Here is a 21,565-nt window from a genome sequence, read left to right as displayed (position 1 = left end):
CCAAGACGTTTGGACGCTGGCATTAGGGCTCAACAATCAATCGTTTCGTATCCGTTAAAACGCTCGATAACACGAATTGCGGCGGTCAAACTGTTAGCGATGGTGTCAGTGTAGTGGATTGACCGGAACGAAAGAATCCGATCAACCCACCAGGCCATCGTGATCTCCATCGTATATTAGACATCCGGATTAATCATAACATACTAAAATCACTAGTTTTTTGAAATAGCTCTCCCCCCTGGGAACATAAAAGCCTAACGTAGACACTGTTGTTAACGATTGGCAACATCACCCAATACCCAATTCCACCGAAAACCGTTTCTGCCCTGCTCCCATCGGTAACCGTAAGGATTGCAGACGATCCGACTTTGGCCGATCTGAATGTCAAAGGCATAATGTGTATGGCCGCAGATCCATATATCCGGGGCCTGTTCGGAATGCAGGATGTCATTGAAGGCCTCAGCGCCAGAGGCAAACAGGTAATTTGCGTCTTGACCCGCATAGGCTGGTGGCGTGCAATCAGGATGCGGCATGTGATGGGTCAGCACTACGGTGGGGCCGTCAAACGGTTCTGCCAGTTTCTGACGAATGTAGGCCGCATCTGCGCGATGCAGATCCAGCATGTTTTCAGGCGTGAACCGTTTGCCGTCCTGCATGTAGATTGCATGAAAATCGTTGAGCATATGACGCGCCATCAACATTCGCTGTGGCAGATCAGACTTCTCGGGGAGATTCATCAGAAAATCCACCCATAGGCTTGCGCCAATGAAGCGCGTATTGTCGATAATCACCGTATCTGTATCGAGACAATAAAACCGCTGCGGCCAGTCCATTGAGAGGCTCTCAATCGCCTTGATTGTCCGCCTGTCGCCCTCAAGCGAACGGTCCCGATCACCTATAAGCCACTTGTTCTGATAGAACTCGTGATTTCCGGGCACGTACAGGATCGGCTTCTCGTAGCGCCTGATCAGGAATTCCAGTGTTACTTGAAGATCTGGCGCCGCATTGAGATCGCCGGCAATCATGATCACATCACAGTCCGGTACTTCTTCCCGTGCTGGATAAGAAACATCCTGCAATTCATTATGCACGTCAGACCAGATCCAGAGTTTCATGCCATTCTCCCCTTATTCCTATCCGTATTATCGAAGCCGTTTTCGTGTCAGGTTTTCCAAGACTGGCCTCCACGTCTCTGACAGACGTGCGGAGACTTCCAAACCAGCTGCCATGTCGGTTGGTATGTGCTGTCTGATCAGTTTCATTCTTTCTCAGTGGCCGATGTCTTTTTGGCCAAGCCGATAAAAGCGACTGAAGGTGCGGGCATAATTTCTGTCGAGATCGAGTAACCAAAGCTCAGACGTGATGCCATTCGGCACGATGAAACCGAGCCGGGGATGCTCAAACAATACGCCTTCCAGACACGTTGCCCGTCGCGCGCTCAGCTTCCAGCTGGTGATCGCTGGCGAATTTGTCAGTATCCGCTCATCCGGATAATCACCCTCAAATATCCGCTGCAGATCATCGACCAGAGATTTCAACATCCTGATTTCAAGTTCGAGCTGTTCGCGATTGTATTTTCCATTTTTGATTATGACCGCCATGACGTGTTCCTGATGAATGAAGAAAATGAGGGATCGTTCGGGCGCGCAACAACGCGTCCGGGGGTTTCCGGAAGTTCAGCGCCTCTGATCCTTGTCAAAAGAAAAAGCTGGATGGTTCAGAGGGAAGTAGATCCCAGCTGACTATTCGCCGTGCAACAGATCCTCTGTTGTCGATACCCGATTATTTTCGCTGTAGCCTTCGCTCTCGCCGATTTGCCATTGGCCGATAATTGAAAAGGCTGACGCCCCTGTTCGTCCGCGTCGCAGCAATTGTCCTGTGACGCTAGCGAATAACGGAGAAGTCCGTGATGGCTGTTTCCTTCAGCTTTGTACGATCTAGCGCCAGGGTTGCCCCAGCGGCTCAGCGCAACATGCCACCGGGCATCAGGACTTGAACTTGCGGTGCTGACCTGCTGTCGAGAGCCTTGAGGGCAATCTCTATGATTTCCTGCTCCATCAACCGCACCTGTTCGCCTTGTGTATCTGCAAAAGTGTCACCAATCCGGATGAGAAGGTCTCCCCAGAGATCCTCCTGCAACTCCACGACCTTGTCTGCAATCCCAGCTTTGCCGAGCAATTGATCAAGATCAAATATCGACCAGACCCCGGTTTCTTCATCACTGTCATCGAGCAACGGATCAATCAGCGCGAATTCGCAATGCTCAATGTCGATGTCATAATAATATTGCTGTGCCAGACGGGCCCATGCCGACGGCAGGGTTGCGATTTCATTGCGCCATTGATTTAACGCGTCTTTATGCATACCGATGCCATAGACCATACTGATTAACCGCAACGCTTTCTTTTCAGCATCGTAATGCACCAGATCAAAAGCATAAGGAATGCTGGGCAATGTCGAAGTTGCAGTCGCAAGGATGGCTTCACCCGGTGCAGATTTCCGGTCAACCGAACTGACGATGCGATTAAGAATATCGCGTGTTATCGGCATCGCACGTGTCGGTGCTGTATCACCTGAAACCTTTACCCGTGCTGATGTTTCTTCAATGAGCGCGAAAAATTTCTCACCCTCATTCCAGATCGCCCATCGCAGCAATGCATCACGAACGGCAAGTTTCTGGCTGGCCCGATCTTCAGCATGGACAATACTGTTAAACAGCCATGCCAGATTTTGCGACGCATGCAATTCTCGTCCGACATTGCGAACCGGTATTTTGTGTTCGATTAAATCGATGTAACCAACGACAGTTTCTGCAGACATGAGTCCTCCTTGTCCGAAGCGGTGTAATCGCCGGAGCCAAATGAGTATGAACGGTCGGTCGCGCCTTGCCCTTGCAAGCGGCACCAGTTTTTCTGAAGACAGCAAAGCGTGTGACGTTGCGCGCGAACGCACACGACCAGAGTGCCAAAGTGAGGAATTGGGAGTTCGGGCTTTTAAAAAGCGCCGAACGCGTCAGAAGCGGAAATTATTTCCGCTACGGAGCCGCAAGGCCGATAAGATTATCAGGCCACAGATCTTTTAATCCAGGATAAATGTCGATAATAACCAGCATAGCTTGGCTCCTGTGTTGGCAGGCTAAGTTAGTCTCCATTCTGGTGTTCCCGCACCGGGATGGAGGCGTCTGATCAATCAGACAATGAGACTATTGCAGGATCTCAAACGCGCTGCAAGGATCTGAAACGAAAAAATATCCCAATTGAGTATTTTTATCTAAGTCCCGGATATCACCGGCTTTTTTGGATTAGCTTCAATCGCTTCAAAACTCAGTAGCCGTAAGGCTTCTGCTTTGGTCTGCGACTGATCCGGGCGGCTGAAAGCAAGATAAAAGTTATCCACAGGTCGGGTCTTGGGCCCCATTTTAGCAGTAGGCCAGAGTGCTCATCGAACGAAGCGCCCCTGCCCGATATCTCACCAGGAACAAAGATGCCGAATATGTTTCGGCCTTACTTTCAAACGGCGTTTGCCGCTGAATCGGGAAATTTACCTCGGGTAACGCTCTTCTCGAGTTTTGAATCGGATTACTGCAAATTATTTCGATTTGAAACGGGTTGCCGACAAATCGAAATGACGTGCCTGCACATTGCGCGCGCCGACCGCCCCGCCATTTCAAACTCGAGATTTCCGATTCATCTGCAAACGGCGTTTTATGAAGTAATGGGGGGAGAACAGACAAAAGAGACAAACGCCGTTTGTGAAACGAACCAGTTGAAATCAGGTAGCCACAGTTTTGGAAGCCATCTTCATTGTTCGGGGTCGTCGGCATCTCCATGAGGCATCAGATGCACTTTGCGTCGGAAATCCCACCCCCTTTTGGTGTATCTGTCAATCAGATCATCGATGACATCCAATGAAGCATCTTTATCGAAGCCCTGATCTGCCAGTCCATCAAGCAGCATATCAATCAGTTTCTCCATCCCGTCTTTGTTGCCAGACTTCATCGCTTTGGCAATCATGAAATGCAGGAACACCCGAGCAACGTCGTCGCGCGTCGGTTTGCGCTCTGCTCTCAAACGATCCCGATATTCTTTCTGCCGCTCTCGCTGTTTGCGCAAGCGTTCTGCCTGCTGCTTGCTCGCTGCCATTTCACCCCCAGTTGCCCGCTAACAATTAAATTATGAGCCCGAAACCTGTCGGCGCAAAGCGCTTTTCGTCAACCCTGCCTGCCCGCAAACGGCGTTTGCCCCTGAAACGGAAATCTCGAATTCAGCAACGTTCGCCTGGAACTCTGCAACGCTCTTCCCAAGTTTTGAATCGGATTACTGCAAATCATTGCAATTTGAAATGCGTTGCTGGCAAATCGAAACGACATGCCAACACGTTGCGGTACCCTACCCGCAACTTCAAATGAAGTACCGGGAAGTTATTGCAATCCATATTGCCTACTGGCCCCCCCCATGCAAACGTCGTTTGCATTATGCAATGTATTTCCCGAACCTATGTCCGAAACACGGGTTTGCTATACTTTCCGTTCCGCTCGATTGATACCTCCCACGTTCATAATAGGTACAGCGCGACACCTAACGATGGCACGCTGTTTTCTTGATTACGGATTACGATGCCGGGACGGCTTCTCTTTTTCTTTTTTAAACCACGGCGCTGGTTCTTTCGCCTCGACGTACGGCAGCAAACATAAGGGCTGTGGTTGCAGATGGCCCGTAATGATCGGATAAACGTCAATCGCTTTTTTCATCACCGTCAAGCTGGCAATATCCGTATAACGTGTCTCTCCCTCCGTTCGGCCCAGATGCCCGGTAATGTCTTCCATGATCGACATTTCTATCCCCTTCTGTTTCAGCGTGTTGCTGAAACCATGGCGCAGGGCATGGATTGCGCGACTCCAAAGCTGATCACCAAGCCCCGTTTCCGCTTTGAGCAAAGGGACAAAGCTCTTATAGAAACGATCACCGGTATCGTTTTTGTATCTTGGAGCGACCAATTCTGGAAATAAACATCTGTGTCCGAGTTCCTTCAAACGCTTTGCGTAGTCAATAAAACCCAGTCGGATAAGCTCATCTGGTAAAGGGAGATCGCGGACTGACTGGAGGTTCTTCAATCCTCGGAGCTCATTTTTCCGGATCTTGATGGACCAGATACCTTCATCCCGTGCGTAAACCACATCATCGACCATGAGGCCCGTAAATTCGGCGCGCCTTGCGCCCAGATATGCAAGAAGCATTGGCACGTAGTAAAGGGACGAATGATATACGGCCTGCCCGAACTCCTGCATTTCCTGCGGCATCGGCCCGGCACAACCAGTGAACACCGGAAGCTGGAAGATCGGTTCAACCTGCTCAGGGCCGGGTTTAGCAGTCAGCGCCCGAACGGATGCAAGGCTGCGTTTCTTCGGCTTGATCCCTTTGAACGTAAATGCCCGCAACATGAAACCTGACGCGATAAGATGGTTCAGGAACTGTTCGAGATTACCAAGGTGACGCCTGATTGTTCCACTCGACAAGCCGACCTTGGGTGCTGGCAAATTAAGCTTTTGTGCGCGGATTACTTCCCGTTCTGTCGCCTCACGTAATTGCACGGTCGTCATTGCCACGTAACGCGAACTACTTCCCCATCTGGCAAGGATATTATTGAAATGCTGGCGCAACGCCGCCAAGTGGGTCTGGTTAATGCCACTGCTCGTGAGAACATTGTGCTCGTCCAGAATACCGCAGAAAATGCGAACAACTGTCTTGACGTCCTTTGCCGTGTCTTCGTTCCAGTTCTCACGATTGTTGGCTATCAGAAGGTCGCACTGCTTCATGAATTGCTTCACTGGCAAATCCTGCCCAGTAAGCCCCAGCATGTCAAATGCTGATACAGGAACAGGATTTTCCACAACTGGCTGTGGCTGTGGCTGTGGCTGTGGCTGTGGCTGTGGCTGTGGCTGTGGCTGTGGAATGGTGTTCGGCACAGGTTCCACGTTTACAACCGAAACAATTGGTGCTGGCCGGACAGGGACTGGTTCAGCCTGCTCGTCAGGATAATCGATGAGATAGCGATCTTCAGTACTAAGCAGTACATCCGCACGCGCTTTGAAATACTCCGCCTTGGCCTTTTCGAGATTAAGAATTGAATAAGGCAGGCGGTGCTCTTGCATGAGAGCACGCATTTCGTCGACGAACCGCGAACTTTCTGCGTCTTCGCGTTCACCACGATAAGATGCCGCGATGCCTTGCTGGAGGCTCTCTGGCACCTTCGCCTGCTCAAGAAAGCGCCACCCCTGGCAACCTTCCTCTTCGAACAGGATACGGCGGGTGCCGAATTTTTCCAGAAGCCTATAAGCCCACCCGACTTCCAGATCGGCAGTCAGATTATCGATCTGATGGAACCCCGTCGGCGTGCGCTGGCCTGCAAAGTGCAGGTTCTCCATATGATCATTCATCCGCGCGATTTCGGACTGGAATAATCCTTCAAGGGCTTCTTTCGACATCAATGCACTTCGCGGGTTTTCAGCAATTTCATAAAGCAGAAGATTGAGCTTGCGGGCCATGCGGCCTGCTTGCCGATGATCAGATTGTTTGAGACTGAAAGCAAGATGACGCGAACCAATAGCGCGCCCCAGATGCATCGGAAGACGGGGACGCCAATAAAAAATATTTCCGCGCCGCTGAAGATTCTGAACCTGATGTCTGACTGCCATAATAAGCTCGCCGTTTGGAGCTGATGAGACAAACCGACCAAGGCGAATCGGCATGTGTCATAGCTCTGTGTCACAGTTTTGTGCACAGTCGGCGAAATGGAAAAAAGTTTGAGGATTCCCAGCCGGGAAAACATTAAGTAAAATCAATAAGATATTGATTTTACGCATGATTCATGGCTGGGGCGCCTGGATTCGAACCAGGGAATGGCGGTACCAAAAACCGCTGCCTTACCGCTTGGCTACGCCCCAACAAATCAAACCGAAGCAATCGGTTGCGCGGCCTTATAGCCGCTTCGAAACCCGAGCGCAATCGCCTAATAACGAAATCCCGCCCGAGCTGACAGGTCTCGTGACGAAGCTTTTCAACCACATATCGCCACCGTCCGCTCAACAAAATGAAAGCGCCGATTTGCGTCCTGCACCAAAGCTGCTACTCCCTATAGACGAGTGTGTTTTCGGTATTCGCTATGCTGTTTCTGTTGATTTCCTTTCTCGTCAGTGCCGCCTTATGCGGCATTGGTCTCTATCTGCTGAACCGGCTGTTACCCGCGCAGTTTCTCGCGGCTCGAATGAGTTCGCGCTCCAACCACACAACCGTAGCGCGGCAGATCGGCGGCCTCGCGCTTATCCCCGCCATCATCGCAACGCTGCTGATCTTTGCGCCGGACCTGGAAGTGAACGTGCATCTGGCGCTTTGCCTTTCCGGAGCTTCGCTGTTGCTCTGGATCGTCGGTGGAATGGATGACCGTTACGAGCTTTCCGAAATCATCAGACTGGGGTCGCAGTTCCTTGCCGCCGGGATGGTTGTCTATGGGCTGGGCCCTGATTTCCGATTGCTTCCGGAACTGCTGCCCTCCTGGCTTGAAACAGCACTGATTGTCTTTGCACTGGTGGTGGCGATCAATGTCACCAATTTCATGGATGGTCTCGATCTCATGACGGCGGCCGGGGTTGGGCTGCCCCTGGCCGGCATCGGACTTCTGGCCGCTCTCGGTCTTGCCGGGCTCGAAAGTGGCGGCATCGGCACCATCGCGGCAGGCGGGATTCTGGGTTTTGCGCTCTTCAATCGTCCCCCGGCAACAATTTTTCTGGGCGATTCAGGGAGCTTGCCGCTCGGCCTGATCACAGGCACGGCGCTCATCCTGCTCGCACGGGAAACGCATATCGCCGTCGCGCTGATCCTGCCGCTTTATTATATTCTTGATGCAGGCACGACCATCGTGATGCGCTTGAGCCAGGGCGAGAACATCCTCAAAGCGCATTCCAAACACGCTTATCAGACGGCCAAGCGCTCCGGCCGGAGCGTGTGGAAGGTCGTCGGCCATGTGGCCCTGCTCAACCTTATCCTGATTGCCTGTGCCGTCGCGCTGCTGGCGCTTGACCATATGATCACGCGCGTAGCCTTCCTGCTTGTTGCAGTCGTGGCCACGCTTGTGCTGCTTCTGCATTTTCGCGGACGCTTCAGGAAGCTATGACGCTGAATAGTATCTTGCGAACAGCGTCCACATCACCGCTCTCCATGGCCGCCTGAAGGCGCTGAAGGCTTTCAGGCACGTTAACGGCGGCCTTGTTGCCCTTTGGCGCGCGCATGATTTTCGGATGGCGCGTCGGCTGTGCCAGTGACGGATCGTAGAAGAGCTCCTCATACATCTTCTCGCCTTCGCGGATCCCGGTCACTTCAATGGCGATATCGCCCGCAGGATTTTCCGCATTGCGCACAGTCAGACCGGCGAGCAGGATCATATTTTCCGCCAGGTCGCGAATCTTCACCGGCTCGCCCATTTCAAGCAGGACGGTGTCGCCGGATTCGGCGATGCCGCCCGATTGCACGATAAGCTCGGCGGCTTCCTTGATGGACATGAAATAGCGGGTCATATCGTCATGGGTCAGCGTAATCGGACCGCCATTGGCGATCTGTTCGCGAAAAAGCGGAACAACGGATCCGTTTGATCCCAGCACATTGCCGAAGCGGACGGAATAGAATGCCTTTTTCTTCCCGGATTTTTCGGCCAGTGTCCCGCAATAGTAAACCACCAGTTCCGCCCAGCGTTTGGTTGCTCCCATCACATTCGTCGGTCGCACGGCCTTGTCGGAGGAGATAAGCACCATGCGCTCGACATCGGTGTCGAGAGCGGCCTGGGCCACTTCAAGTGTGCCGAATACATTGTTAAAAATGCCAATCAGCGGGTTTTTCTCAACGAGAGGCACATGTTTGTAGGCTGCGCAATGATAGAGCGTGTCGACATTATAGTCGCGAATGGCTTTTTCCACGCAGGCCCGATCTCGCACTGAACCCAGAACTGGCACGATCTCGCAATTGGTGATCTGTCTCAACTGCCTGTCGATATTGTAAAGCGCAAACTCGCTCGACTCGAACAGAACGATACAGGCCGGATTCCATTGCGAAATGGTACGGCAGAGCTGACTGCCGATGGAGCCGCCTGCGCCCGTCACCATGATATGGCGGCCTTCGACCACTTCTCGCAACAGGGCCGCATCCGGCGGGACAGGCGAACGCCCGAGAAGATCGTCGATCTCGATATTGCGTAGTGAACTGACCAGATATTTACCGGCCGTCAGATCTGCGATCGGCGGCAGAATACGCGTGTTGACCGGAAGGCGTCCCAGTAGTCGGGCGAACTCCTGACGCTTTTTCTGGTCAAGCGCCGGCTCGGATACGACGACCTGCTTGATCCCGTAATTATCGATCAGGGCGGCAACATCCTCCACCCCATAAACACGCAATCCGCTGATATCCATGCCATTAAGCTGGCCATCAGGATCGACGAAGCCGACAACCAATGTGTCACTATGGCTGCGAAGCGCCGTTGCCAGCTGGCGGGCGGGCTCGCCCACGCCAATAATCAAGGCTGAACTCGTATAGCGTTTGTCCGACTCGGAACTGCGCAAAAGCCATTTCGCACCGAAACGGCTGGCAGAGATGAACACGGTGCTCAAAAGCCAGTAGAGCAAAGGAACCGAGCGGGGCAGACCGGTGCTGCCATAGAGTTCCATCAGGAAGACGAGCGCGACCCAGAAAAGTGCCGCAATGGCGGTGGCCTGAAAAATCGGCCAGATCGCGCGTTCGGCGAGATAACGGATAATGGCACGGTAAAGTCCAAACCGGACAAAAACCGGGATTGCCAGCACCGGCGCGATGAAAATCAGAAACGTTTGTCCCTGGTTCGGCACAAAAACGAAACCGAGACGTATGACAAAGGCCAGATAGGCGCTCAGCAACAGCAGAATACAGTCGCTCAGCATCAGAATGATCTGTTTGCTGGCGCGGGGCAAAAGCGCCAATCTCTGCCATGGATATTTCAAACTCATACGCGCGTTTTCCCGCTCTCACCAGGAGAGAAATACCGGAACGATTCCAGCGCCATAAGGCTATTTATACTACTATTAGGGACTAAAATTTAGTCAATCCCTCCGCGGCTTGCTGCACTGCGTAGCTGCGAAGCATTCTAATTTCTCGCCACCGTTAACATGAGTCATCCGCAACGACCATATCAATTGCCGTTGCAAGCGCTTAACAAACATCTTTTGGCAAAATTACGGCCCATAAGCAGTGTCCGGGCAGTCGTGCGGACCAGTCCGCCGCACCTTCTGTCAGCCAATGACAATACCGCTGCGGAGGCTGCGCCAGTTCGTTCCGTCCGAATAGATTCCGTACCGAATGGCGCATCGGCGACGAAAGCCATTGCGCCTGACCCATGGCTTGCCGCAGGGGGTAATGACGCCACCGTATAGGATGCGGGGCGGATAGGGCCATCGACATCAAGCCTGGTTTGCGGCCAGATCGAGCCTACAGCGACATTGCCGGTCGCGTGGTCGATCCTGATCGCCTCGCGCCATTGTCCGCTATCGTTGCTCACCTTCACGCTGAAATCGTTGCTGCCGTTCAGTCCCATTTCAGCAAAACCTGTCCAGTTCGTCTGGTATAAAAGGCTTGCCGTATCGGTAACCGCCTGCTTGTTCACCTTCACCTGATGCCCTGCACCGGCATTGTTGAACAGGCTGGCTTCCGACGAGATTGCAAGACGGTTGACCGCATCGGCCGTCGCTTGCACACCCAGCATGGTCAAGGACAGGCTTTCTGGCACCGATGAAACACCCTTCCAGAGAGCGCCATCATAAACAGTGAGTTGTGCTTCATCTTCGACATAAGCCTGCCAGCCGATGGCGGGCGCAACAAACAGCCATCCGCCATCAATGAAAGATGCAATCATACCTTCTTTTCCCGCCCATGGTCCGGCAGCTGGTTCAGCCACGAGATAGCGTTCTCCGCTGGCGGGAGTTTCCGGCGCTTCGGTTCGGGTCCGTGATTTGATACTCAGATGCAAAACAGCATCGAGCAGCCGCAATGCCTCATTGTGGGTGATATGCTTCTGTGCCTGGCTGGGCAGGATATAGGGCAGTTTCAGATTTGGGGTTTGGTCCATGAACAACTCCTCGCAATGGATAATGCGAGGAGAATAATTTGCCTGGCTATGAAGAGGATAAGTCGGGTTCAACTGCCCCGATAGGTCGAATAGGACCACGGGCTGACAAGCAACGGCACATGGTAATGACCATCGGCATCGGCGATGGCGAAACGGATCGGAATAAGATCGAGGAATGGCGGATTGGCCTGTTCCGCGCCGCGCCCGTCGAAATATTCGGCAACGTGAAACTGCAATTCATAAGTGCCGGTCCGCAATTCGTCGCCGGAGAGCAGGGGCGCGTCTGTGCGTCCGTCAAGATTGGTCACGGTGCGCTTGACGAGTTCGGACGTACCGTTTGCGCCAATGCGATAAAGCTCGATGCGCATCGCCGCGGCGGGGCTGCCATGGGCAGTGTCGAGCACATGTGTGGAGAGTTTTCCCATAAATATCCCTCGAATGAAACTCAGACGGGTTTCGTTGTTTCAATGCAGTAAACGGTATCGGAGAAGAAGAATTCCTCCAGATTGTCTTCCTTGCCTGCTCTGTCCACAACCAGAAAATCGGATTTCTGTTCCAGCGCCAATAGTGGGTGGTGCCACATATTGCGCAGATAATTGACGCCCTGGTCACCGCGCGCAAGAAAAACCCGCGGACAGGCAGGCTTGCCACCGTCATCCTCGGCGACCACCACGAGAAACGGCCTGCCGTTCAACGGAATGAATGCCTGCGAGCCGAAAGGGTGGCGCTCCATCATGACGATGTCGATTGGCGCTTCGAACGATTGTCCCCGGAAAATATTGATCAGAACCCTTGCCTCGGTGCCGGCGGCTTCGACACGCGCGAGATCGTGGTATCGCTCGGTCGTGCCGTTATTGATCAGGCGGAGTTCGGCTCCTTCTGTCTCGATGACATCGCCAAATGGCGCAAAAGCCTCTTTTGTCAGCGGTTCGACCAGCAGAATTTCGACGTGCAAATCATCCTCCCCGTAAAAACTGATTTCTTATAGCGACAAAGCTTTATGATTTGGCTTCTGTCAATTGCGAAGCAGTTTCAACCGAAACAAGAAAAAGCCGGGCAGACGGCCCGGCTTTCAACGTGAAAAACCGTCAAAAATTCAGCGTTTCAGAAGCGACATCACCGCCGGCACGCCACATGCCGCGAGCGCGAGCTTCACCAGATCGCCGACGATAAAAGCGCCGAAACCGAAGGCAATGGCTTTTTCCAGACCGAAGAGATAGGCCATCCAGCCAGCGCCCATCACGAGAATGACGGCTTCTGCCAGCAGCATTGCACCACCGAGAGCGAAAGGATTGCGCGCCAGTCCCTTGTCAGCAGCGCGTCCGACGATCCAGGCCGCAGCAAGGTAGGAAAGAAGGTAGCCGCCTGTCGGGCCGACCATATAGGCAAGGCCGATGCCCTTCTCCGGCGTTCCGGTGAAGACCGGCAGCCCAAGCATGCCTTCCAGCAGATAAAGAGCGACTGTCGCAACGGCGAGCCGCGAACCGTAGAGCGCTGCAATCGCAAAGAGAGCGAAGGTCTGCATCGTCACATTGACGTAGACCAGATCAACCTTGATCTTTGCAGAAATGGTAAGAGCAGCCGTTCCGATCAGCGCAAGCCCGACAAACCAGAAAGCGCGGGCCAGTTGACTGGTCGGCAGATATTGTGCTGCGAGAGAGGCGGTGGCAATGCGAGACTTTGCTCTGTGAGGCATATCCAACTCCACTTTTGAAACGGCGGCAGATACCGGAATACCAAAATCTCCAGAACCTGACCCCTGACGCGATTGTCAGCGCGCGTGACTGTTCACGTTTGCAACCCGACTATATAAGGCCTATGCCGTTTCTTCAATCAAACCAAAGAAGAATGGAAGCCGCTTCAATGGCGCTTGATTTCGACAGCAGTTTCACGCCCCAGTATGGTAAGCCGGTTGAACTGAGTAAAGGCATTTTGCGCCTCACCGCCAACAATCCGAGCGCTTTCACCTTTCATGGAACCAACAGCTATATTATCGGCACGGATACATTGGCGATCATCGACCCCGGTCCGGAAGATGACGCGCATTACGACGCCCTGATCGCCGCTATTGCCGGTCGCCCGGTCAGCCATATTTTCGTCAGCCACACCCATCGCGACCATTCGCCTCTGGCACAGCGCCTGAAGGAAAATCTCGGCGCCCGCACCGTCGCCGAGGGACCGCATCGCCCTGCCCGCCCCTATTATGCGGGCGAAGTGAACATGCTTGAGGCGAGCGCCGATACGGACTTCATTCCGGATATCGCGTTGGCCGACGGAAGCACGATCCAGGGCGACGGCTGGGCGCTGGAAGGAATTCATACCCCCGGACATGCCGCCAATCACATGGCGTTCGGCCTGAAGAACACAGGCATCCTTTTTTCCGCCGATCATGTCATGGCATGGGCGACATCCATCGTCGCTCCGCCCGACGGCTCGATGAATGACTATATGGTCTCACTGGAAAAGTTGCTGGCGCGTGAAGACAAGGTCTATCTGCCGGGCCATGGCGGTGCGGTGACCAGGCCTGGTGCCTTCGTTCGCGGCCTGCGTGCGCATCGCAAGATGCGCGAACGCGCCATTCTGGAACGCGTTCTGCAGGGTGACCGAACAATCGGCGATATGGTGAAAGTGATCTATCGCGATACCGATCCGCGACTGTATGGTGCCGCAGCCCTGTCGGTGCTGGCGCATCTGGAGGATCTGGTCGGGCGTGGTGAGGTCAGGGCCGATGGGCATCCATCGCTCGACAGTATCTATCTTCCCGGCTGATTATTCCACATCAGCCGGAGCCTTGTTGACCTCGCCTTCCAGCGCCCCCAGAAAATCGGTTATGAAACCGGCATTCTGCCCCATATCGCGCTTGCCATAGCGGGACAGCGAACGCACGTCGACATAGGTGGTTTCGCCTTCATCCAGCAGGCGGATAACGATATCGCTTTTGAGCCCCAGAATAAAACTATGTGCCGTCACCGCAAATCGCGTGGCGTTCTGTTCCGGCGAAGACGTATTGCGCGCGATCTCCTGCCACCCGAAAGTCCTGAGAACCGTGTCAACCCCTTGCGCGACGCGGTCCGGTGCGGCTTCATAGCGGCGTCCGACCACATCGGGATAGGCTGTCAGCTGCGTCAGCGCATCGCCGCTCACCGCCACCGTCAAGGGGTTCATCCATTGCAGGCGCGGCGGCATGCTGGACGGAAATTGCGGTGGTGTCTCAAAATCCGTGGAGAGGTCGTAAAGCGGCGGAGAGAGATACCATAACGCACCCACCAGCCCGACCGGAAGCAAGACGGCAAAAGCGAATATGCCGCCCCAGAAAGAACGTGCGCCGCCCTTGTCGCCATTGATCCAGAGATTGCGAAAACCTTTAGCCGAGCAAAGAAGGGCCAGAGCGGCAAGACCAGTGCTCAATCCGGCAAGCAGCACCAGATCCGGTGTCTCCAGTGTCCAGAAGCGATGCAGAAGAAACGCCATCGCAAGCAGCACGAGCGCAAAAACACCAAGCCGAAGCGCCCACACTGCAGAGCGCGATTGACGCCGCTGGTAGCGAAGTTTTCTCATGCAGTCTCCGGGAGCATTTCCAGTTTTTACTGGAGCCTTGATAATGCTGTTTCTCTCCGTTTTCACCCAATATGAATAGCAGAGAGATTTTCACTCGGCAAAACCCCAACATAGAAATCAATCACCAGCCTGTCCTGTGGATGGGCGCCTGATCGGTCTCATGTAGCCCCAAAAGCCAATTACCGCGTGATGAACAAAGGGGCGAAGATCAACGAGGAAAGGGTGTCGCCGATTAAAACCTATCGGGATCAATGTTTAGCGATCCACGAAAGCAATAGCTGATACACGTTTAGCGTGCTTGATAGATGATGCAAATCGCATTAGGGGCAGCACCCTCTTAGCCTGCAAAGATCACCAGCTTTAAGAATAAGTGAAAAAAAGCTAGGTAAATCAAATAAAAAGGCATTGCAGCAATCACTAACAGAAGGCATGATCGCACATATGGGGGCTTATATTGCAATCGTCGGAGAGGACGGAATGGATCGCGCCCTTCAAAATGGCAACCAGTCATCGGACGGCACAACCGCAGACGACACGATGACGCTTGAGGCTGTTGAACTGGAGTTCGCGCTTGGGGCCATTGACGTGCTGATCGAAGGTTTCGACTCTGCGCTTGCCAAGGCAGCCGAACGGGTCGGCGGCGAGGTACTTTTCAACATGCCTGCCCTCGACACCAGTGAAGCCCAGCGCATCGGTGCAATTGCCATCGCCGGACAGCCGCAAGATCAGGTCATATTCGTCACATTGCGCAATGACGGCACGACCCTGTCCGTCGAGCCGCCAACGGGTGAGAATGCCGTTTTCGAAAGTCTTGGCCGCAACTATGCTGCCGTCATGAGGAGCCTTTCTCCGAACGAGAAAGTCAACGGCGCCTGAACTGTCAAACTGGATTACTTCGGTGCTGCCGGCTTTGGAACGCCTGCGTGAAGATTGTGTTGTGCGACCGGGTTGAGGGTCATCGTGGTCTCGACATCCTTGAGACGCACGAATTTCATTCCCTTCGCCTTCAGGGCCAGAACGCCTTTGGCCACGCCTTCGCCCGCCGATCGCGTTGGCTGGTTGATATGCGAGATGATGACATCGCCATCGCGTGCAGCGGCGATGCGCCGCTCGACCGTTGGAGCCAACAGCGATGCTCCCTGATCGCCATTCAGTGAATAGCCGCCGATCTTGTAGCCCATGCTCGTTGTCGGTTTGATGGCATCGGTCGAATAACGGGCCGTGGCATCGCGATACCAGATCGGTCTGGATACTCCGGAATCGGTGATCGCGGTTGCGCCACCGTCGATTTCCCGATGCACGGCCTCAAGCGAGCCTGCCGTCTTGATTCCATACATTTTCGGCTCGTTGGTGATGGCCGGAACATGCATGGCGCCATGATTCTCAATATCGAACAGATCGGCATTGGCCTTCAGAACCGCCATGGCGTCCGGGTTCTGTTTTATCCATCGCCCTGTCACGAAGATCGTCGCCGGGATACGATTCTGCACCAACGTGTCGAGTATCCGGTGATCGGTCTTGCCCATGCAAGCATCGAGCGTCAGCGCCACCTGCGTGGATGCAGCACCGCCGCTTGCGATATGTAACTGCGGCTCAACGATCCTGATCGTTTCATGTAGGGCCTTTTTCTCCGCGCGCTCCTGCGGTGAAATATCGTAGGCGCCCGCAATACCGGTCATTACGAGAAAGGCGGCTCCTGCCGCAGCGATGCAACGAAACATGACAAATCTTCTGAAAATGGCTTGACCAGCGACGGATTATACCGCTGGTCAAGCCAAATTAAGGCGCGCGGTCAAAACTTGCGTATGGCCGATTGCGCAGCCGCGAGACGGGCAATCGGGACTCGGAACGGCGAACAGGACACATAGTCGAGACCTGTCTTTTCGCAGAATGCGATCGAAGCCGGATCACCACCATGCTCGCCGCAGATGCCGAGCTTCAGTGTTTCGCGAGTCTTTCGTCCACGCTCGACGGCGATTTCCACCAGTTCACCGACGCCTTCGAGATCGAGCGACACGAACGGGTCCTGTTCGATCACACCCCGCTGCTGATAAGAGGTCAGGAACGACGATGCATCATCGCGTGAAATGCCGAATGTCGTTTGCGTCAAATCGTTGGTGCCAAACGAGAAGAACTCAGCCGTTTCGGCGATTTCGGCGGCGCGCAAGGCTGCACGCGGCAGTTCGATCATCGTGCCGACCATATAGTCGATCTTGACACCCGCTTCGCCCATAACTTCCTTGGCTACGGCATCGATGCGTGTTTTGACGAAATCGAGTTCGGCTTTCAGACCGACCAGCGGCACCATCACTTCCGGTACCACATGTTCGCCGGTTTTCCGGCCTGCCTCGACGGCAGCTTCAAAAATGGCCCGCGCCTGCATTTCCGCGATTTCCGGGTAGGACACCGCCAGACGGCAGCCACGATGACCCAGCATCGGGTTGAACTCATGCAAGGCGTCGGCGCGTTCGCGCAGCTTTGCCGGATCGACGCCCATCGACCGGGCCACCTCTGCGACCTCCTCGTCCGTATGCGGCAGGAACTCGTGCAATGGCGGGTCGAGCAGGCGGATCGTGACCGGGAGCCCCTTCATGATCTCGAACAGTTCGATGAAATCCGAACGCTGCATCGGCAGAAGCTTCGCCAGAGCCGTGCGTCGGCCTTCCTCATTGTCGGAAAGGATCATCTCGCGCATGGCGACGATGCGGCTACCGTCGAAGAACATGTGTTCGGTACGGCAAAGGCCGATGCCTTCAGCACCGAACGAGCGCGCGGTGCGTGCATCAGCCGGCGTTTCCGCATTGGCACGAACCTTCATCCGGCGGGTTCGGTCGGCCCATTCCATCAGCTTGCCGAAGTCGCCGGAAAGCTCCGGCTGCAGCATGGCGACCGCGCCTTTCAGGACCTGTCCCGTGCCGCCATCGACGGTAACGACATCACCCTTCCTGAAGGTCTGGCCTGCCGCAAGCATGACACCATTGCGATAGTCAACGCGAAGCGATCCCGCGCCGGAAACACATGGCTTGCCCATGCCGCGCGCGACGACCGCCGCATGGCTCGTCATGCCGCCGCGTGTCGTCAGAATGCCTTCCGCCGCATGCATGCCGTGAATATCTTCCGGGCTGGTTTCTATACGAACGAGAATGACTTTGCGGCCTTCCGACTTTGCCTGTTCGGCATCTTCGGAAGAGAAGACGATTTCACCCGTCGCAGCACCCGGCGATGCGGGCAGTCCCTGACCGATGACCTGACGCTCCGCACGCGGGTCGATGGTCGGATGCAGAAGCTGGTCGAGCGCTGCCGGATCGACGCGCAGAACCGCTTCTTCTTGCGTGATCAGGCTTTCGCCTGCCATTTCCACAGCCATCTTCAATGCGGCCTTTGCAGTGCGCTTGCCCGAGCGGGTCTGGAGCATCCACAATTTGCCGCGCTCGATGGTGAATTCGAGGTCCTGCATGTCGCGATAGTGCTGTTCCAGCCGGTCCGCGACCTTGAGGAACTCGGCGAAGGCTTCCGGCATCACCTTTTCGAGAGACGGCTTGTCGGAACCGGCTGCGATACGCGCTTCCTCGGTGATGTTCTGCGGCGTGCGAATGCCGGCGACGACGTCTTCACCCTGCGCATTGACGAGGAATTCACCGTAAAGCTTCTTCTCGCCCGTCGATGGATTGCGTGTGAAGGCAACGCCGGTCGCAGAGGTTTCGCCCATATTGCCGAACACCATGGCCTGGACATTGACCGCCGTGCCCCAGGCCGCGGGGATATTGTGCAGGCGACGATAGGTGATGGCGCGCGCATTCATCCAGCTTGAGAAGACGGCGCCGATGGCGCCCCAGAGCTGTTCGCGCGGGTCCTGCGGGAAAGGCTGACCGAGTTCTTCCTCGACCTTTGCCTTGTAAGACCCGATGACATCCTTCCAGTCTTCCGCCGTCAGCGCCGTATCGACATCGACCCCGAGATCGGCCTTCTTGTCTTCAAGAATTTCTTCGAAGAAGCCATGATCGACGCCCAGAACGACATCCGAATACATCTGGATGAAGCGGCGATAGCTGTCATAGGCAAAGCGCTCATCCCCAGCTTCACGACCAATGGCCTGTACAGTCTGGTCATTGAGACCAAGGTTCAGCACCGTATCCATCATGCCCGGCATGGACGCACGCGCCCCCGAACGCACGGACACCAGAAGCGGCTTTTCGGCATCGCCGAAATTGCGCCCCGTCACTTTCGCGATATGGTCCAGAGCCGCCCGAACCTGTTCGTTCAATTCGGATGGATAGGTGCGGTCATGATCGTAATAATAGGTGCAGACTTCGGTCGTGATGGTAAAGCCTGGAGGTACCGGAAGGCCAAGGCTGCTCATTTCAGCCAGGTTCGCTCCCTTGCCGCCGAGAAGATTGCGGTCACTCGCCGCGCCTTCTGCCTTGCCGTCGCCGAACGTGTACACCCACTTCGCCATCATGGCCTCCTTACTGCAGGATAGGTTCATGAAAGGCTTGCAACAATTACAAGCACTCCCGGAACCAGCTCCTCGTTGCTTATGCGATCGGAAAGGTTGCTGCCAACCAAAAAAACCCAACCGCGACAATAGAATCGATTAAACGCGATATCAGCACGGTAAAGGTTCAAATTGGGGCGACGAGAAAGCAGAATTAATCATTATTACGCCTCCAATTGTGCTCAATCGTTCGCACAGCCAGAGAAGTAAATTTCAGCAGCGCGGAACGTTCCATCGGTGCGTTTACATTGCACAACAACGTCAACCGAAATCTCCAGCATACGTCGGATGTCAGCGCGTTCGAGTGCACTTCCCCCTTCCGATTCCTTGACTAGTAAAGTCAGTTGCTCGAAAGCAAGTCTGGCAGAATCTGCATGAACTGTTGTGATGGATCCTGGATGGCCCGAGTTGATATTGCGAATATAATAAAACGCGCTTCCATCCCTGAGTTCCTGCAGCAATATACGATCGGGACGCATTCGCAGACACGATTCGAGTAATTCCTTCGGACCTGCATTCGATAACCCCTGCGAGCCCTTTGAATAAAACAGACGCACCTGATTTGGTTGGGAAATTACAAGTTCCGGGCTGTCTTCAATCGAAATAACACGCTCGTGTTGTGGAATATGCTTGATAAGAGCCTTTGAAAGAGTGGTTTTTGCGGACCCTGTCGCACCAGAAATAATGATATTTTTCCGCGCGATAACAGCTTGACGAAGAAACTCCTTGAATTGCCCTTTTTTGTAGAGTTCTTGTAAACGTTCTTGCTCTTTTGAAAGGGCACGAAAGCTTGTTTGCGGATGAGAGAAAAAGCCATTGGCGTCCAGATCATCAAGCGTAAAATCGAGCGATGATGGTTTGCGGATCGTGATGCTGACCGTTCCCTTCGTGGTGGCAGGTGGAATGACAATTTGAATTCGCTCGCCAGCTGGAAGAGTTGCCGAAAGTATCGGTCGCATTTCATTGATGGTTTGATGGGAAAAGCTCGCCACCGCCCGGGAAAGGCGCATGAGTTTTTCAAAGGATAGCCCAGGAAGATCGTGTATCTGCCAACCACCCGGCCCTTCCGTCAGCACCTGACCCGGATGATTGACAATGATCTCATATAACGAGCAATCATCCAGAAAGACCGCGAGAGGCTTTAGAAGTTCACGAACGACGGTACTGTCCTGGGCTTCAGCCATTTGTCCACCTATTTTGTCACAAGCGTCGATGGCGGGTGGAAATCACCCAAAGTTGCCCGATCGAGAATGCGATTTCTAGGTTCGGTTACACGAAGCTGGTAAACGCCTGCAAAATCGAGATCGCGAGCGACAAAGATGGAGACCAATTCCCCCTGATGCTTGTTGAGTGTCGGGGCAATATTAATTGATTGCTCCACTGCAATGGCAGCAGCCTGTTTGCCGGCATCTGCGGTATTCTGTGCATGAAAATTGCCGTCTTGCAGACGACTGCTCGCGTAACTTGTCGCATCGCCGACGACGGAAAGGAGAAGCGCACTGCCAAAGCGCTCCCACCAATGCGTATCGACCTGACCACCAACGCCAGCGCGGCCAAACGCATCGGTTGCTGGCGAGGCAAGCATGACGATCACACCTTGAGGCGTTTTCGCCCTGTTCCAAAGCACAAACAGTCGTTTTTGACCCCGTTGGAGACCGCCACGATATTCCCCGACAAGCTGGGTTCCCTTTTCCATCAGCACCACGCGGCCATTATCGGATAAAACATCGCGGTTGATCACGCAGCTTGCAAACCCCGGCTGATCAGAGGCAAGTGCAGTTTCGAGCACACAAGGGATCGAACTACCCATGGCGATGATGAAATCGCGATTTCCGAGCATACCGGCGCGCGATCCCTCAAGTCGGGTCGGTCGCAGCAGATTTTCGAACCGTTGTTCGTCAGCATTTTGCTGGTTCTGGCCAATAAAATTGCCATCGATTGGCACAAAATTCCCATCTGGTACCGCATTACTGCCGTTCCCGCCTTCGCCTCGTGAGGCCGAATTTTTCTGTCCCCCGCTATAAGCCATAACGGGCGCACGACGGGCGGCATCAAGCAATTCGTCCACTTGGGGCATGGGGTCTTCAAGGACCGGTGTTGGCAGTTTTACCACCGGCTTTTCTTCAACCGGCTCTGTCTTTTCTCTTGCCGCCTCAAAGGGTGTCGTTTGGCGGATCACGACGCGCTCGGTCTGGATATTGTTGTCCTTTGTTTTGTTTCCAGATGTCGACCACAGAGCAAAGCCAATAAACAACACAATGGCGAGTGCAACCGCACCGCGCTTGAGAACTGGATTATTGTCGATGCGTGTAGCTGTAGCCGTTTCGGCGCGTTCGCCTGGGATCTGATGTTCCTCAATCTCGGCCATCTTAA

17 protein-coding genes, 1 tRNA gene and 1 pseudogene are annotated in these 21,565 nt (G+C 54.3%); 3 read left to right on the top strand and 16 right to left on the bottom strand.

What is annotated here, in order from left to right:
• Positions 1-272: 272 nt before the first annotated feature.
• The 6 genes from HWX93_RS09905 to HWX93_RS09880 all read right to left on the bottom strand — a co-directional run bounded on the left by HWX93_RS09905 (position 273) and on the right by HWX93_RS09880 (position 6,943).
• Complete coding sequence (locus tag HWX93_RS09905; protein ID WP_176037279.1) at positions 273-1,115, bottom strand: metallophosphoesterase; 843 nt, start codon at positions 1,113-1,115, stop codon at positions 273-275.
• Positions 1,116-1,268: 153 nt separating this feature from the next.
• Positions 1,269-1,601: a hypothetical protein gene (locus tag HWX93_RS09900; protein WP_176037278.1), complete on the bottom strand. Its 333-nt coding sequence runs from the start codon at positions 1,599-1,601 to the stop codon at positions 1,269-1,271.
• 361 nt (positions 1,602-1,962) lie between these two features.
• Positions 1,963-2,952, bottom strand: coding sequence for a hypothetical protein (locus HWX93_RS09895; RefSeq protein ID WP_176037277.1), 990 nt, complete (start codon positions 2,950-2,952; stop codon positions 1,963-1,965).
• A gap of 848 nt (positions 2,953-3,800) precedes the next feature.
• Positions 3,801-4,142 carry a hypothetical protein gene (locus HWX93_RS09890; RefSeq protein ID WP_176037276.1) on the bottom strand — a complete coding sequence of 114 codons (342 nt, stop codon included), beginning with the start codon at positions 4,140-4,142 and terminating at the stop codon, positions 3,801-3,803.
• A 461-nt stretch (positions 4,143-4,603) separates the two neighbouring features.
• The gene (locus tag HWX93_RS09885) at positions 4,604-6,748 is read right to left on the bottom strand and encodes a DUF6538 domain-containing protein (protein ID WP_176037275.1); all 2,145 of its coding nucleotides are present in this window, start codon (positions 6,746-6,748) and stop codon (positions 4,604-4,606) included.
• Positions 6,749-6,868: 120 nt separating this feature from the next.
• Positions 6,869-6,943, bottom strand: a tRNA-Gln gene (locus tag HWX93_RS09880).
• A 218-nt stretch (positions 6,944-7,161) separates the two neighbouring features.
• On the opposite strand from HWX93_RS09880, the gene HWX93_RS09875 reads away from it, so the two are divergent.
• On the top strand, positions 7,162-8,169 hold the full coding sequence (locus HWX93_RS09875) for an MraY family glycosyltransferase (protein ID WP_176037274.1): 1,008 nt from the start codon (positions 7,162-7,164) through the stop codon (positions 8,167-8,169).
• Here HWX93_RS09875 and HWX93_RS09870 read toward each other — a convergent pair.
• The 5 genes and pseudogenes from HWX93_RS09870 to HWX93_RS09850 all read right to left on the bottom strand — a co-directional run bounded on the left by HWX93_RS09870 (position 8,156) and on the right by HWX93_RS09850 (position 12,835).
• Positions 8,156-10,024, bottom strand: a complete 1,869-nt coding sequence (locus HWX93_RS09870) for a polysaccharide biosynthesis protein (RefSeq protein WP_176037273.1) — start codon at positions 10,022-10,024, stop codon at positions 8,156-8,158. The genes HWX93_RS09875 and HWX93_RS09870 overlap by 14 nt on opposite strands.
• Positions 10,025-10,306: 282 nt before the next feature.
• Positions 10,307-11,139: pseudogene (locus HWX93_RS09865) on the bottom strand (DUF2793 domain-containing protein).
• A gap of 68 nt (positions 11,140-11,207) precedes the next feature.
• Positions 11,208-11,564, bottom strand: coding sequence for a hydroxyisourate hydrolase (uraH, locus tag HWX93_RS09860; protein WP_176037272.1), 357 nt, complete (start codon positions 11,562-11,564; stop codon positions 11,208-11,210).
• 20 nt (positions 11,565-11,584) lie between these two features.
• Complete coding sequence (locus HWX93_RS09855) at positions 11,585-12,094, bottom strand: ureidoglycolate lyase (protein ID WP_176037271.1); 510 nt, start codon at positions 12,092-12,094, stop codon at positions 11,585-11,587.
• Positions 12,095-12,235: 141 nt separating this feature from the next.
• Positions 12,236-12,835 (bottom strand): biotin transporter BioY, encoded by a 600-nt coding sequence (locus HWX93_RS09850; RefSeq protein ID WP_176037270.1) that lies wholly within the window; start codon positions 12,833-12,835, stop codon positions 12,236-12,238.
• A 167-nt stretch (positions 12,836-13,002) separates the two neighbouring features.
• On the opposite strand from HWX93_RS09850, the gene HWX93_RS09845 reads away from it, so the two are divergent.
• Positions 13,003-13,908, top strand: coding sequence for an MBL fold metallo-hydrolase (locus tag HWX93_RS09845; RefSeq protein ID WP_176037269.1), 906 nt, complete (start codon positions 13,003-13,005; stop codon positions 13,906-13,908).
• Here HWX93_RS09845 and HWX93_RS09840 read toward each other — a convergent pair whose 3' ends face one another.
• The gene (locus HWX93_RS09840) at positions 13,909-14,697 is read right to left on the bottom strand and encodes a DUF1499 domain-containing protein (RefSeq protein ID WP_176037268.1); all 789 of its coding nucleotides are present in this window, start codon (positions 14,695-14,697) and stop codon (positions 13,909-13,911) included. It abuts the gene before it with no gap.
• A 477-nt stretch (positions 14,698-15,174) separates the two neighbouring features.
• Between HWX93_RS09840 and HWX93_RS09835 the strand changes: the two genes are divergently transcribed.
• Positions 15,175-15,573, top strand: coding sequence for a hypothetical protein (locus HWX93_RS09835; RefSeq protein ID WP_176037267.1), 399 nt, complete (start codon positions 15,175-15,177; stop codon positions 15,571-15,573).
• 14 nt (positions 15,574-15,587) lie between these two features.
• Here the strand turns inward: HWX93_RS09835 and HWX93_RS09830 are convergent, their stop codons facing one another.
• The 4 genes from HWX93_RS09830 to virB10 all read right to left on the bottom strand — a co-directional run bounded on the left by HWX93_RS09830 (position 15,588) and on the right by virB10 (position 21,560).
• Entirely contained in the window at positions 15,588-16,418 is an 831-nt protein-coding gene (locus HWX93_RS09830) for a polysaccharide deacetylase family protein (protein WP_176037266.1), read from the bottom strand.
• Between the two features lie 71 nt (positions 16,419-16,489).
• The gene (ppdK, locus tag HWX93_RS09825; RefSeq protein ID WP_176037265.1) at positions 16,490-19,153 is read right to left on the bottom strand and encodes a pyruvate, phosphate dikinase; all 2,664 of its coding nucleotides are present in this window, start codon (positions 19,151-19,153) and stop codon (positions 16,490-16,492) included.
• 221 nt (positions 19,154-19,374) lie between these two features.
• Positions 19,375-20,376 (bottom strand): P-type DNA transfer ATPase VirB11, encoded by a 1,002-nt coding sequence (gene virB11, locus HWX93_RS09820; protein WP_176037264.1) that lies wholly within the window; start codon positions 20,374-20,376, stop codon positions 19,375-19,377.
• 8 nt (positions 20,377-20,384) lie between these two features.
• On the bottom strand, positions 20,385-21,560 hold the full coding sequence (gene virB10 / locus HWX93_RS09815) for a type IV secretion system protein VirB10 (protein ID WP_176037263.1): 1,176 nt from the start codon (positions 21,558-21,560) through the stop codon (positions 20,385-20,387).
• Positions 21,561-21,565 lie beyond the last annotated feature (5 nt).

This window comes from Brucella tritici (assembly GCF_902825325.1).
GTDB lineage: Bacteria > Pseudomonadota > Alphaproteobacteria > Rhizobiales > Rhizobiaceae > Brucella.
This window is presented reverse-complemented; position numbering and strand designations above follow the sequence as displayed.